Raw genomic sequence first — 12,238 nt, 5'->3', positions numbered from 1 at the left:
TTCATTCAGCCTGCGTTCAGTTTCGCCGCATTAATCTGGTTTCATCATCAAGGACTGAATTGTCCGGCCGAAAACAGGATCGAAACAATGAACAAGGTTATCAAAGCTGCCGTTCTTGCCATCGCCACCGCAGCGACGGTCATCCCGACAGTATCGTCCGCTCAGGCTGAGGACTGGGGCCGCCGCGGCTACCGGCACGGCGGTTACGACCGGGACTATCGCCGACATAACAATGGCGATGCCGTTGCACTTGGCGCGCTTGGTCTTGCCACCGGCGTCATCATCGGTGGCGCGATTGCCAGCCAGCCACGCTATCAGGAGCGTGTCTACATCGATCCGGAACCCGAATATTACGAGCCGCGCCCGGTCTATCGCCGTCCCCGCCCCGTCGTCGTTCAGAATTACGGTGGGCTGGAGCCATGGACCCCCGGCTGGTACCGGTATTGCTCGCAGCGTTACCGCTCGTTCGATTCACAGTCGGGCACGTTCCGCGGCTATGACGGCCGGGATTACTTCTGCCAGGCCGGTTGAGGCGGGCAGTAACACTTCACTAAAAAAGGGCACGTGCCGATCGGCACGTGCCCTTTTTACTGTCTCTGCCTGCGGCACAGGGTGCCCGTTATCAGCCTACAGTCCGCGCAGATAGGGATTGGTCCGGCGCTCCTCGCCGATCTGGCCGCCGGGGCCATGACCGCAGATGAAGCCGACGCTATCGCCGAGCGGCAGGATCTTGTCGCGGATCGAATCGAGCAACTGCTGGTGGTTACCGCCCGGCAGATCGGTGCGGCCAATGGAGCCGCGAAACAGCACGTCGCCGACATGGGCGAAACCCTGCTCGCGATTGAAATAGACAACATGACCGGGCGCATGGCCGGGGCAATGCAGAACCTCGAAGACATGCGCGCCAAAGGATACGGTGTCGCCATCCTCCAGCCATTGGTCCGGCAAGACGTTTTCGACCTTCATCGCCAGCCCGAATTTTTCAGCCTGGGTCTCAAGCTTTTCGAGCAACGGCAGATCGTCCTTGTGCGGACCGATAATATCGAGATTCAGGGCTTCTTTCAGTTCCTTGGCACCGCCGGCATGGTCGATATGTCCATGGGTCAGCCAGATCGCCTTCAGCGTGATGCCGTTTTCCTTGACCGTCTTCAGGATGAGATCGACATCGCCACCCGGATCGACAACCACGCCTTCCTTGGTTTCGGTATCGAACAGAACAGTGCAATTCTGCTGGAAATGGGTAACCGGGATAATGCCTGCCTGTAACATGTCGCCGTGCCTCGCTGTCTCACTCGTTGAACAGCATATAGGACGGACGCACTGCAATGAAAACGGCAAAGGTGTTCACGAAAACACAGAGCAGATGCGAGAAACGCCGTGCCCGGAAGATGGAGGCGAAATCGCCTTAGCGCATGTCCGCAAATTCGACGGCTGCCGGCATGGGTGCTTGAAAATTGATCGTGGTCATCAGCAGCGCGAAAACCGCAAGCTTGGCGGCAATGACGGTGATAACGACCGGACGCAACTGCTGTGCGGCGGAGTAAGAATCATCGGAAATGTTCTGTTGCATGTTCGTAACCCTCTCAGTTGGCGTCTAAACACCGGAATTGCCCAAAGGTTCCGGTAAAGCGGAACGAAACCAGTATTTTACAATATCGAGATATTCGCAGTTCCCATGGGAACATCGGAATGGACAAGGACACGAACCAAAGAATCCGTCTGCATTTCACACGTGGGAATTTGCTGGAAAGACCGGAGACAGGGAAATACGTCAAGTCGAAGAGGCAGTGAAACACACGTCACCACTCGCTATCGCGCGCGCATGACAACAGCATGAAACCGGCTGTTTTTCTCTCTACCTGAAAGCGATTTTTATCAAAGATCTCTTTTCGCAGTTGCGAAATTGACTCGTGCTGGTTTTCGCCTCAACCTGCATATGCCGGATCGTCGGCGTGCCAGGTGAGTCCGGGGGGCCGGACGCCAATGGCTGAAACGGGAGCAGCGAGCAATGGAAGCATTATTGCCTATCATTACGCAATTGATTGCCGGCGCAGCGGGTGGAAACGCGGCGGGCGCGGTTCTCAAGCAACAGGCAGTCAGTGTCGTCGTACGCACGATTGTCGGCGCGATCGGCGGCCTTGGCGGCGGTTTTCTCGTTCAGATGCTGGGTGGTGAAGCAGCCGCCGCAGGACTGATCACCCAGGCCATCGGCGGCCTTATCGGCGGCGGTGTCCTGACCGGTCTTGCCGGCATGGTCATGGGCGGAAAAAAAGCCTGAAACCCACATCGCGGCCCGAACCCGGCCGCGTGAGTCCACCAGAGATCAACAACAAAAAAGGCGGCTCATCGGCCGCCTTTTCTTATGTGCATCGGTACCGCCGATTACTCTGCGGCTGCAGCAACCGGATAGACTTCCTTCATGTAGTCGTTCATCAGCGTTTCGGAAATCGTCGCCGGCTTGAACGTATAGGGACCGATCTCGGAGACTGGTGTGACTTCTGCAGCCGAACCGGTGAGGAAGCACTCGGAGAAACCGGCAAGCTCGTCCGGCATGATGACCCGCTCGACCACCTGGTAACCACGCCGCTTGGCAAGCTCGATGACTGTCTGGCGGGTGATGCCGTTCAGGAAGCAATCCGGCACCGGCGTATGGATGACGCCGTCCTTGACGAAGAAGATGTTTGCACCGGTCGCCTCAGCCACCTGACCGCGATAGTCGAGCATCATCGCATCGGCGTAGCCTTTGGCTTCAGCCGCATGCTTGGAAATAGTGCAGATCATGTAGAGGCCGGCAGCCTTGGAGGCGCAGGGTGCCGTCTTCGGGTCCGGCCGGCGGTATTCGGCGATGTCGAGACGAATGCCCTTCAGCTTTTCGGCCGGATTGAAATAGCTGCCCCACTGCCAGATGGCGATGGCGACATTGATACGGTTGTTCTGAGCGGAAACGCCCATCATTTCCGATCCGCGCCAGGCAATCGGCCGGGCATAGGCCTCGGAGAAGCCTTGACGCTTCAAAAGCTCCACCGTCGCGGCATCCAGTTCCTCGACCGAATAGGGGATCGTGAACCCGAGGATTTCCGCCGACTTGTGCAGGCGCTGATTGTGCTCCGTCAGCTTGAAGATACGGCCGCCATAGGCCCGCTCGCCCTCGAAGACGGCGCTGGCATAGTGCAGCCCGTGGGTCAGCACGTGGATCTGGGCGTCCTTCCAATCAACGAATTCACCGTTGAACCAGATCTGCCCGTCCAACTGATCAAAAGGAACTGCTGCCATCGTCTCATCCCTGGGCGTCCACGCGCCATTCTTTGTGTTGATTGTCTTGCCTGATTCCATTTATCGGCAAACGCGAACGAGGGAAATCAGCTATGGTGAATTTGGATTGGCGATCGGCGCGGCGCGGCCTATCTTCAGGGATAGAGCAAGTGCCGGGAGTTCGCCCGTCTGCGATCAAAGGCTTACCAATGACGAAAAAATATGTCAATATAGCTGACATATTTTTTCGAATGTTTCGTGGGACGGACTAAAATTGAAAGGAAACGACTGCGTGGCAGGACAGCCGAACCAGAAAGCCGAAAACGATATGCCATCGGCTGGGGCAGACAATACGGACGCAGTTGATTTTGAAATCATCGAACTGTTCTTTTTTGCCTACCGGGATTTCACCTCCGACCCGGATGTGATCCTCGAAAAGCGCGGGTTCGGGCGTGCCCATCATCGCGTTCTGCACTTTGTCGACCGCGAACCGGGCATGACGGTTGCCGACCTGTTGGAAACGCTGCGGATCACCAAGCAGAGCTTGGCGCGTGTTCTGAAACAGCTCATCGATTCAGGGTATATTCATCAAGTTGCCGGGCCGGAGGATCGCCGGCAGCGCAAGCTCTATACAACGAAGGAAGGCAAGACGCTCGCAAGGGCCTTGGCCGAGCCACAATCACGGCGCATCGCCGAGGCCATGGAAAAAACAGGTCCCGGTGCACGCGAACTGGTCAAACGCTTCCTGGCCGGCATGAAAAATGCCGGCGACAATTGAGACCCGGCGAACACCGCCGGCCTATGCGAGATGACAGGGCCCAAGACAGATGACAAAGACGATCAGGATCGACGACGATGCCGCCCATCTGCTGGTCGTGGACGACGACCGCCGGATCCGTGATCTTCTCAACCGATATTTGATGGAAAAGGGATTTCGCGTCACCACCGCTGCCGATGCCGACCAGGCGCGGCGCAAGCTCGAAGGTATCGACTACGACCTTCTGATCGTGGACGTGATGATGCCGGGCGAAACCGGCATTTCGCTCACCCAGAGCCTGCGCAAGATCAAGACCGTGCCGGTGATCATGCTGACGGCACTTGCCGAATCCAATGCCCGTATCGAGGGACTGGAAGCAGGCGCCGACGATTATCTGCCAAAGCCCTTCGATCCGCGCGAACTGGTGCTGCGCATCAACAATATTCTTCGGCGCAACGCCCCGGCAAAGGCGCCCAAAATCGAACAGGTCATCTTCGGCCCCTTCACCTTCTCGGTGGTGCGCAAGGAACTGCGGCGCGGCGCCGACCATATCCGGCTGACGGATCGCGAGCAGGAGATCATGATGCTGTTTTCGCAGCGCGCCGGCGAGACCATCCCGCGCCATGAACTGGTCAGCGACGAGTCGGAGGTCGGCGAACGGACAATCGACGTGCAGATCAATCGACTGCGCCGCAAGATCGAGGACGACCCGTCCAATCCCGTCTGGCTGCAAACGGTCCGTGGCATCGGCTACCGCCTGAGCGTAGACTAGTCCCTATGATCATGCGGCTGGGTATCCATGGCGAGTTTTGACATCCTGCGGCGCGCCCGCGCCCAAACCAGCGATACGGCCTGGAAGCGCACCGCCCGCTGGCTGCGGCGGCGCTTGCCGATGGGGCTTTATGCCCGTTCGCTGCTCATCGTCATCATCCCGATGGTGCTCTTGCAGTCAGTGGTCGCCTTCGTCTTCATGGAGCGGCATTGGCAGCTGGTCACTCAGCGGCTGTCGGCAGCCGTCACCGGTGATATCGCTGCCGTCATCGACCTGATCGACGCGATGCCTACAAGCGATTATCCCGACATCATCCAGATCGCCCGCGACCGGCTCAATCTGCGCATCTCGATCGAGCCGGACGGGGAACTGCCGGCGCCGCGTCCCAAACCATTTTTCGAAATCCTCGACCAGATCCTCAGCGAGGAGATTTCCGACCAGATCCGCAAACCCTTCTGGATCGACACGGTGGGCAATTCCGATCTCGTTGAAGTCCGCATCAAGCTCGACGACAAACGCATCCTGCGCGTCTATGCGCGCCGCAGTCAGGCCTATGCCTCCAACACCCATATCTTCATCGTCTGGATGGTCGGTGCCTCGCTGGTGCTCTTGACCATCGCCATCCTGTTCCTGCGCGGCCAGATCCGGCCGATCCTGGCGCTCGCCAAGGCTGCCGAGAGTTTCGGCAAAGGCCAGAAGATCGACGATTTCTCCCCACGCGGCGCCGAGGAAGTCCGCAGGGCCGGCCTTGCCTTCATCCAGATGCGCGAACGCATCGAACGCCAGATCGAGCAGCGAACGGCGATGTTGACCGGCGTCAGCCACGACCTTCGAACCATCCTTACCCGTTTCAAGCTGCAGCTGGCGCTAGCCGGCGATAGTGCCGATCTCGACAATCTCAATCAGGATGTCGAGGATATGCAGAGCATGCTGGAAGGCTACCTCGCCTTTGCCCGCGGCGAAGCAGAGGAAGACGTCGGGCAATTGAAGCTCAGCGACCTGATGAACCGGCTGACGCTCGAAGGCGAACTGCATGAAAAGACGGTAACGACCTCGATCGAGGGCGACGACAATATCCGCGTGCGCCCGAATGCCTTTACCCGGCTGGTTGCCAATCTGGCATCCAACGCCTACCGCTATGCCAACACCGTACATATCGATGCCAAGCACAGCAGCAAATGGCTGACGATCACCGTCGATGACGATGGCCCCGGCATTCCCGAGCGCTCGCGCGATGACGTCTTCAAGCCGTTCTTCCGGCTCGACGAGGCCCGCAACCTCGACAGCTCAGGAACAGGCCTTGGCCTCGCCATCGCGCTTGATATCGCCAGAAGCCACGGCGGCAATGTCACACTGTCGGATAGTCCAATGGGCGGATTGAGGGCTATGGTGAGGGTTCCGGCCTGATCACCGCGAATAGGTGCCGATCATCCCGCGCCGTTCATTGAACCGGTGCCAGGCATCGATGCGCTTCGGGTGCTTGGCGCGCATGACATCGAGCGGGGCCAGAAGCCGCCCTTCCCGCTGCCACTGCGCATCGAAAATCTCAATGATGCGGCGGTTCGGCCAAGGCTTGTTGACGATCGATAGAAGTGCCGCAAAAGCCTCGTCTTCACGGCCAGTACCAAAGCGGTGGGCAAGTATCCCGTAAGCGAAGGCCGTGGAACGGCTGACGCCCGCATGGCAATGGACGAGGATACGGCTGTCCTGCTGCTCGATAGCCGGTAGAACGACATCGAAGAAAGCCGTAACGGCATCCGGAAAATGGCCGGTTGCCAACGTATTCTCCTGATCGCGCAAACGCACAACATGGTGCTTGGCACCGCTGATCCGGGGAACATGCTCTTCGGCGAGTTCGGGATCAAGCAGCGAAACGACATGCGAGGCGGACCAGTCTGTGGCGACCATCACGGCATCGCGCAGGCACGTGACGCGGACGAATTCACGAACGGCACTCAGATCCATCGCAATATTCCCTAGACAATTTTTTAAAGCAGACGCTTGCCGTTCGGCACCGGCTTGTCGGTGGCGGCGAGCACGATCGCGCCGGCTTCATCCTCGAAGCCCAAAGTCAGGACTTCGGAGCGGAACGGGCCAATCTGGCGTGGTGGAAAATTGACGACGCCGAGCACCTGGCGGCCGACCAGGCTTTCCGGCGCGTAATGCGTGGTGATCTGCGCCGAAGACTTCTTGATGCCGATCTCTGGTCCGAAATCGATGACGATCTTGATTGCCGGCTTGCGTGCTTCCGGAAAAGGCGATGCCTCGATGATCGTGCCGGTACGAATATCGACGCGCTCGAAATCGGCGTAGGCGATGGTCTCGGTCATGGAAAAAGTCCTGAATTATCCGGCCAGTTCTTCCGCCCGTTTGCGGGCTGCGGCAATCGCCTTGTCGAACAGAGGCTGCATGCCATCGTCGGCCATGAGAATATTGAGTGCTGCTGCCGTCGTTCCACCTGGAGACGTCACGTTCTGGCGAAGTTTTGAAGCGTCGTCGGGGGACTGGTGCAAAAGTTCACCAGCCCCCGCGACGGTTTCCCGTGCAAGCCGCATGGCAAGGTCCGCCTGAAGACCAGCCTTGCGGCCAGCCTCCGCCATACACTCGACGAGATAGAAGACATAGGCAGGGCCGCTGCCAGACACGGCAGTCACCGCATCGATATCGGCTTCGGTTTCGACCCATTCGACCGGGCCGGATACTTTCAGCAAATTGTGGACGAGATCACGCTGCGCACTCGACACCGCGCCATTTGCAAAGGCGCCGGTAACGCCACGGCCGATCATTGCCGGCGTGTTCGGCATGGCGCGCACCATGGCAGCGTCGCCGAGATGCGATTGCATGAAGGACAGCGTCGTGCCGGCAGCAACGGAGACGACCACGGTTTCGGGGCCAACAAGGCTCTTCAAGGGCGGAAGGACCGTGCCCATCATCTGCGGCTTGACCGCGAGGAAGAGAACACCGGCTTTCAAGCCAGCGGGCGCTGCCGTTTCATGGCGCGCACCGTTTTCGGCAATCAGCTTGGCCATGGCAGGCGGCGGACCGGGATCGATCACCAGCAGATCGGCACCGGAGATGCCGCTTTTCAGCCAACCGGCCAGCATCGCGCCGCCCATATTGCCTGCACCGATAAGAACGATCGGACCTGACGCATGCACAGCCATCGTCATGCCTCTCCGACGGTTTCAAACATCACGGCCTCGACCGCGGTTTGCGCATCGACACCCGACCAAACGACGAACTGGAAGGCCTGGAAATAGGATTCGCACGCTTCGAGCGCGCTGGATAGCAGAACTTCGACCTGCTTGTTGGTCGGCTCTGCGCCGCCGGCAAGCAGCAGCGACTGGCGGAAGATCACAACGTCTTCCTGCCGCCAAAGATCGAAATGCCCCATCAAAACCTGGCCATTGATATGGGAGAGCAGCCGGATCACTTCGTTGACACGGCTTTCGGGAACCTTGATGTCGAAGGCGCAGGCGAGATGAAGTGCTTCGAACTCCTCCATCCAGGAGAAGGAGACGTGGTAGTCGGTCCACTTCCCTTCGACGGTCATGGCGATTTCATCCTCGCCCGAGCGCTCGAAGGACCAATCATTGTTGGCCGCGACGAACTCGATCATATCGACCGGGTTCGATTCACGCTCAAGTTCCAGTTCCATCAGGCTCATGCATCACCCCAAAAGTTCTGGTGCAGACATGCGACATCGTGCTCACACACAAGGCTGCAAACTTAAACACCAGAAATAAACACTTATGATTACCGGAAACACGACCATCCTGGCTGACATACCCTGCCTGGAGCTTGCGTGATCCGTTTCGAATCATCATTTAAAATCAGTGTATAATGCCGGAGTCCGCATGAAAGCCCCCCGGGTCAAAAATAGCGCCGGTGGTTGTGGATAGGCTCTCTTAAATTGATTCAGCGCCCGTTCTTAAACGACTCTGCCATAAGCGTTTTTCGGCAGTGTCCACAGGGTGAAAGATTTATGAAAAACGCCGTGCGGGCAGCCCTGAAAAAGAGCCCCTCTGTATCGTCCCGGGACACCTGCCCCGAAAACCGGTCAGACGCGGTGGCACAGCCAGCGCCACCGCGTTGATTCTGCTTATTTGCCGGCGTCAGCAAGCCGCGCTTCAAGCACCGCGATACGCGCCAGAAGGGCGTCGTTTTCGTCGCGCGCTTTCAACGCCATTTCCCGGACAACTTCGAATTCCTCGCGCTTGACGATATCCATGGAGTTCATCAGCCGTTCGCCCTGTGCGCGAAAAACCGTTTCCATTTCCTTGCGCACGCCCTGGGCTGCCCCCGCAGCGTCGGTCATCAACTTGGCAAAATCATCCAGAATGCGGTTTGCACCTGTGCTCATCGTCTGGGTCTCCGGTCCTTAGCGTCCATTGCCCGCCATTGCGGGCTTAAGATAGGAGGTAGGAGCACATGCGGGCTGATGCAAGGAAAAATACCGGGGATGTCAGCCTTTCGTGAACGCGGCTTGCCTTGACCCTGCCTTGCCGCAAGGCCATGTTCCGGCAAACAACCAGTGGAAATGAAGCAAGACCTTGGAAACAATCGCGACACTCTTCTCGATCATGCCTTTTCCGGAAATCGATCCGGTACTCCTATCCATTGGCCCGCTGCAGATACACTGGTACGGCCTGGCCTATGTGGCGGGCATCCTGATTGGCTGGCAATATGCTCGCAGGCTGGTCCGCAACACCACGCTCTGGGCCAACGGAACGCCAGCGGCGACAGAAACGCAGCTCGACGACTTCTTGCTCTGGGTAGCGGCCGGCATCGTTGGCGGCGGCCGCATCGGCTATATCCTGTTCTACGATCTGCAAAGCGTGATTGCCAATCCGCTCCGGGCGCTGGAAATCTGGAACGGCGGCATGTCGTTCCATGGCGGCCTGATCGGTACGATGATCGCCATGATCCTGTTTGCCAAGCGCCACAAGATTGCCATCTGGAGCCTGTTCGACATCGTCGCAGCCGTCGTGCCGATCGGTCTCTTCTTCGGCCGCATCGCCAACTTCATCAATGCCGAACTGTGGGGCCGGTTGTCCTCCGCCCCGTGGGCAGTGATCTTTCCGACCGGCGGTCCTTTCGCGCGTCACCCGAGCCAGCTTTATGAGGCAGTACTTGAGGGCCTCGTCCTGCTGACCGTTCTTGCCGTGATGATCTATTATCGCCACGCGCTCAAAACACCCGGCCTCGTCTGCGGCATCTTCGTCACCGGATATGGACTGGCGCGCATCTTCGTGGAATTCTTCCGCGAACCGGACGCGCAGCTCGGCTATCTCTTCGGCGGCTGGCTGACCATGGGCATGCTGCTGTCAGTGCCGATGGTGCTGATCGGTCTCTGGGCCATCTTCCGGGCCCGCCGCTCCACCGTCGCGACCGCGTGAAGGGGCCGACATGACCACCCCGCTTGCGGACAAGATCAAGGCCATCATTCTCGCAAACGGCCCGATCAGCGTGACCGACTATTTTTCGCTTTGCCTGGCCGATCCGGAACATGGCTATTACAAGACCCGTGAACCGTTCGGCCAGTCCGGCGACTTCATCACAGCGCCGGAGATCAGCCAACTGTTCGGTGAGATGCTCGGCATCTTCCTCGTCCAGGCCTGGCAGCGCCATGGCGCGCCAAACCCGGTCAACATCGCCGAAATCGGCCCCGGCCGCGGCACGATGATGGCCGACATCCTCCGCGTCGTCGCCAAGCTGTCGCCGGCGCTCTATGAGGCAGCGAGCGTGCATCTGGTCGAAACCAGCGAGCGGCTGCAGAAAGTCCAACAGCAGACGCTCATCGCCCACAAGTTCAAGATTTCCTGGCACGACAGCTTCGATACCCTGCCGGACGGTTTTCTGCTCCTGGCTGCCAACGAGCTGTTCGATGCCATCCCCATCCGCCAGTTTGTCAAGACGGCGCAAGGGTTCCGGGAGCGGGTTGTGGGCCTAGATACCGCTGGAGACCTGGCGTTTGCAGCAGGCGTGGCCGGCATCGATCCGGTCCTGCTTCCTACAGCCGCCCAGACGGCACCGCTCGCAACCGTGTTTGAAATCGCCCCTGCTCGCGATGCGGTGATGGCGGCGCTCAGTGAACGCATCCGCACCCATGGCGGAACCGCTGTGGTAATCGACTACGGCCATATGGCAACCGGCCTTGGCGACACACTGCAGGCGGTTCGCAGCCACCAGTTCGATCCACCGCTTGCCCATCCCGGCGAGGCCGATGTCACCAGCCATGTGGATTTCGAGCAGCTTGCCCGGCGCGCCGTTGCGGAAGGCCTGCAGATCAACGGGCTGACGTATCAGGGTGATTTTCTGATCGCACTTGGTCTTGCAGAACGCGCCGCAGCCCTTGGCCGTGACAAGAGTTCCGAAACCCAGGAAAACATCCGTGCGGACGCCGAGAGGCTGGCCGGTGCCGGCGAAGGAAAAATGGGCGAACTGTTCAAGGTTCTGGTCGTCAGCAGCCCGAATGTGGCTCTCGTCCCCTTCCAGAAATAGCGGCTTCAAAGACACTGCGGCGACGCCCGCTGTCGTTTCGGTGGATTGACAGAGACCGCTCCTTGAGGCCAACATCCGGCCAAATCACCCGGGCTGGCGCCGCCGCTATGTCCGGAAAACCCACCGCATTGCAGCATATCGAAAAGGCAAAACAACCGATGAAGGATGATGCCTTGCTCTCCCCTGTGCAAAGCCCGCTTCTCTCCTCAAAAACAGGAAGCGCCATCAGACATGGCTATTTCACCCGCAAAGGCGGGGTTTCGGGGGGGATTTATCACGGCCTCAATGTCGGGCTCGGCTCCAGGGACGAGCGTTCCCATGTCGAAGAGAATCGTGCCCGGGTGAGCGCCTGGTTTGGCGCAGAACCGCAAAAGCTGGCCACTGTGCATCAGGTTCATTCGCCGGACGCGGTTATCGTCGATGCCAGCTATGACGGCACACGCACTGAGGCCGATGCGCTGGTGACAGCCGTACCCGGCCTTGTCATCGGCGTCCTGTCTGCCGATTGCGGCCCCATCCTGTTTGCCGACGCAGAGGCTGGCGTGATCGGTGCGGCCCATGCCGGCTGGAAAGGTGCGCTGACCGGCGTGCTGGAAAGCACGATCGATGCGATGATCTCGCTCGGCGCCCGCCGCGAACATATCGCCGCAAGCCTCGGTCCCTCGATCAGCCGCCGGAACTACGAGGTCGGCACTGAATTCGTCGAGCGGTTTCTGGAGAAGGACCCCGGCTACGCGATCTTCTTCACGCCATCGGCCCGCGCGGGCCACGCGATGTTCGACCTGCCGGGACTGACCACCAAGCGGCTCAGCGATGCAGGCGTCACCGCTGAAAATCTCGACCTTTGCACTTATGCGGACGAGGAGCGCTTTTTCTCCTACCGCCGGACGACCCATCGCAGCGAGCCGGATTATGGCCGGCAAATTTCTGCAATATCCATTCGGGAGGCATGA

At 59.2% G+C, this 12,238-nt stretch carries 16 protein-coding genes; 8 read left to right on the top strand and 8 right to left on the bottom strand.

Annotated features, from left to right (window positions below):
* Positions 1 to 87 precede the first annotated feature (87 nt).
* Positions 88 to 531, top strand: coding sequence for a BA14K family protein (locus R6X40_RS01955; protein WP_113317005.1), 444 nt, complete (start codon positions 88 to 90; stop codon positions 529 to 531).
* 96 nt (positions 532 to 627) lie between these two features.
* On the opposite strand, the gene R6X40_RS01950 is transcribed toward R6X40_RS01955, so the two are convergent.
* Both R6X40_RS01950 and R6X40_RS01945 read right to left on the bottom strand, forming a co-directional pair.
* Positions 628 to 1,269: an MBL fold metallo-hydrolase gene (locus tag R6X40_RS01950; RefSeq protein WP_318410520.1), complete on the bottom strand. Its 642-nt coding sequence runs from the start codon at positions 1,267 to 1,269 to the stop codon at positions 628 to 630.
* Positions 1,270 to 1,405: 136 nt separating this feature from the next.
* Positions 1,406 to 1,570, bottom strand: a complete 165-nt coding sequence (locus R6X40_RS01945; RefSeq protein WP_318410519.1) for a hypothetical protein — start codon at positions 1,568 to 1,570, stop codon at positions 1,406 to 1,408.
* 438 nt (positions 1,571 to 2,008) lie between these two features.
* Here R6X40_RS01945 and R6X40_RS01940 point away from each other — a divergent pair, with 438 nt between their 5' ends.
* Positions 2,009 to 2,278, top strand: a complete 270-nt coding sequence (locus tag R6X40_RS01940) for a hypothetical protein (RefSeq protein WP_318410517.1) — start codon at positions 2,009 to 2,011, stop codon at positions 2,276 to 2,278.
* Between the two features lie 104 nt (positions 2,279 to 2,382).
* On the opposite strand, the gene R6X40_RS01935 is transcribed toward R6X40_RS01940, so the two are convergent.
* Complete coding sequence (locus tag R6X40_RS01935; RefSeq protein WP_318410515.1) at positions 2,383 to 3,273, bottom strand: branched-chain amino acid aminotransferase; 891 nt, start codon at positions 3,271 to 3,273, stop codon at positions 2,383 to 2,385.
* 307 nt (positions 3,274 to 3,580) lie between these two features.
* Here R6X40_RS01935 and R6X40_RS01930 point away from each other — a divergent pair, with 307 nt between their 5' ends.
* The 3 genes from R6X40_RS01930 to R6X40_RS01920 are packed head-to-tail and all read left to right on the top strand — an operon-like array spanning position 3,581 to position 6,188.
* Positions 3,581 to 4,030 (top strand): MarR family transcriptional regulator, encoded by a 450-nt coding sequence (locus R6X40_RS01930; RefSeq protein ID WP_318411278.1) that lies wholly within the window; start codon positions 3,581 to 3,583, stop codon positions 4,028 to 4,030.
* A 49-nt stretch (positions 4,031 to 4,079) separates the two neighbouring features.
* Positions 4,080 to 4,781, top strand: coding sequence for a response regulator transcription factor (locus R6X40_RS01925; RefSeq protein WP_318410513.1), 702 nt, complete (start codon positions 4,080 to 4,082; stop codon positions 4,779 to 4,781).
* Between the two features lie 27 nt (positions 4,782 to 4,808).
* Positions 4,809 to 6,188, top strand: coding sequence for an ATP-binding protein (locus R6X40_RS01920; RefSeq protein ID WP_318410512.1), 1,380 nt, complete (start codon positions 4,809 to 4,811; stop codon positions 6,186 to 6,188).
* Here the strand turns inward: R6X40_RS01920 and R6X40_RS01915 are convergent, their stop codons facing one another.
* The 5 genes from R6X40_RS01915 to R6X40_RS01895 all read right to left on the bottom strand — a co-directional run bounded on the left by R6X40_RS01915 (position 6,189) and on the right by R6X40_RS01895 (position 9,144).
* Positions 6,189 to 6,746, bottom strand: coding sequence for a protein tyrosine phosphatase (locus tag R6X40_RS01915; RefSeq protein ID WP_318410510.1), 558 nt, complete (start codon positions 6,744 to 6,746; stop codon positions 6,189 to 6,191).
* 23 nt (positions 6,747 to 6,769) lie between these two features.
* Positions 6,770 to 7,111: a tRNA-binding protein gene (locus tag R6X40_RS01910; RefSeq protein WP_318410508.1), complete on the bottom strand. Its 342-nt coding sequence runs from the start codon at positions 7,109 to 7,111 to the stop codon at positions 6,770 to 6,772.
* Between the two features lie 15 nt (positions 7,112 to 7,126).
* Entirely contained in the window at positions 7,127 to 7,945 is an 819-nt protein-coding gene (gene proC, locus R6X40_RS01905; protein WP_318411277.1) for a pyrroline-5-carboxylate reductase, read from the bottom strand.
* A gap of 2 nt (positions 7,946 to 7,947) precedes the next feature.
* Positions 7,948 to 8,448 (bottom strand): YbjN domain-containing protein, encoded by a 501-nt coding sequence (locus R6X40_RS01900; protein ID WP_318410506.1) that lies wholly within the window; start codon positions 8,446 to 8,448, stop codon positions 7,948 to 7,950.
* A gap of 435 nt (positions 8,449 to 8,883) precedes the next feature.
* The gene (locus tag R6X40_RS01895; protein WP_318410504.1) at positions 8,884 to 9,144 is read right to left on the bottom strand and encodes an accessory factor UbiK family protein; all 261 of its coding nucleotides are present in this window, start codon (positions 9,142 to 9,144) and stop codon (positions 8,884 to 8,886) included.
* A gap of 190 nt (positions 9,145 to 9,334) precedes the next feature.
* Between R6X40_RS01895 and lgt the strand changes: the two genes are divergently transcribed.
* The 3 genes from lgt (at position 9,335) to pgeF (ending at position 12,238) form a co-directional block, all read left to right on the top strand.
* The gene (gene lgt, locus R6X40_RS01890) at positions 9,335 to 10,180 is read left to right on the top strand and encodes a prolipoprotein diacylglyceryl transferase (RefSeq protein ID WP_318410502.1); all 846 of its coding nucleotides are present in this window, start codon (positions 9,335 to 9,337) and stop codon (positions 10,178 to 10,180) included.
* A gap of 10 nt (positions 10,181 to 10,190) precedes the next feature.
* On the top strand, positions 10,191 to 11,285 hold the full coding sequence (locus R6X40_RS01885) for a class I SAM-dependent methyltransferase (protein WP_318410500.1): 1,095 nt from the start codon (positions 10,191 to 10,193) through the stop codon (positions 11,283 to 11,285).
* 158 nt (positions 11,286 to 11,443) lie between these two features.
* Positions 11,444 to 12,238, top strand: a complete 795-nt coding sequence (pgeF, locus tag R6X40_RS01880) for a peptidoglycan editing factor PgeF (RefSeq protein WP_318411275.1) — start codon at positions 11,444 to 11,446, stop codon at positions 12,236 to 12,238.

Origin of the sequence: Rhizobium sp. PL01 (genome assembly GCF_033447125.1) — a bacterium.
Classification (GTDB): domain Bacteria; phylum Pseudomonadota; class Alphaproteobacteria; order Rhizobiales; family Rhizobiaceae; genus Pararhizobium.
The sequence above is the reverse complement of the archived record's forward strand: the minus strand, read 5'-3'. Positions and strand labels throughout refer to the sequence as shown.

Bases quoted from the DNA above. Each gene is read 5' to 3' on its own strand.
- R6X40_RS01955 (WP_113317005.1), top strand. From the start codon at position 88: ATGAACAAGGTTATCAAAGCTGCCGTTCTTGCCATCGCCACCGCAGCG.
- R6X40_RS01950 (WP_318410520.1), bottom strand. From the start codon at position 1,269: ATGTTACAGGCAGGCATTATCCCGGTTACCCATTTCCAGCAGAATTGC.
- R6X40_RS01945 (WP_318410519.1), bottom strand. From the start codon at position 1,570: ATGCAACAGAACATTTCCGATGATTCTTACTCCGCCGCACAGCAGTTG.
- R6X40_RS01940 (WP_318410517.1), top strand. From the start codon at position 2,009: ATGGAAGCATTATTGCCTATCATTACGCAATTGATTGCCGGCGCAGCG.
- R6X40_RS01935 (WP_318410515.1), bottom strand. From the start codon at position 3,273: ATGGCAGCAGTTCCTTTTGATCAGTTGGACGGGCAGATCTGGTTCAAC.
- R6X40_RS01930 (WP_318411278.1), top strand. From the start codon at position 3,581: ATGCCATCGGCTGGGGCAGACAATACGGACGCAGTTGATTTTGAAATC.
- R6X40_RS01925 (WP_318410513.1), top strand. From the start codon at position 4,080: ATGACAAAGACGATCAGGATCGACGACGATGCCGCCCATCTGCTGGTC.
- R6X40_RS01920 (WP_318410512.1), top strand. From the start codon at position 4,809: ATGGCGAGTTTTGACATCCTGCGGCGCGCCCGCGCCCAAACCAGCGAT.
- R6X40_RS01915 (WP_318410510.1), bottom strand. From the start codon at position 6,746: ATGGATCTGAGTGCCGTTCGTGAATTCGTCCGCGTCACGTGCCTGCGC.
- R6X40_RS01910 (WP_318410508.1), bottom strand. From the start codon at position 7,111: ATGACCGAGACCATCGCCTACGCCGATTTCGAGCGCGTCGATATTCGT.
- proC (WP_318411277.1), bottom strand. From the start codon at position 7,945: ATGGCTGTGCATGCGTCAGGTCCGATCGTTCTTATCGGTGCAGGCAAT.
- R6X40_RS01900 (WP_318410506.1), bottom strand. From the start codon at position 8,448: ATGAGCCTGATGGAACTGGAACTTGAGCGTGAATCGAACCCGGTCGAT.
- R6X40_RS01895 (WP_318410504.1), bottom strand. From the start codon at position 9,144: ATGAGCACAGGTGCAAACCGCATTCTGGATGATTTTGCCAAGTTGATG.
- R6X40_RS01885 (WP_318410500.1), top strand. From the start codon at position 10,191: ATGACCACCCCGCTTGCGGACAAGATCAAGGCCATCATTCTCGCAAAC.
- pgeF (WP_318411275.1), top strand. From the start codon at position 11,444: ATGAAGGATGATGCCTTGCTCTCCCCTGTGCAAAGCCCGCTTCTCTCC.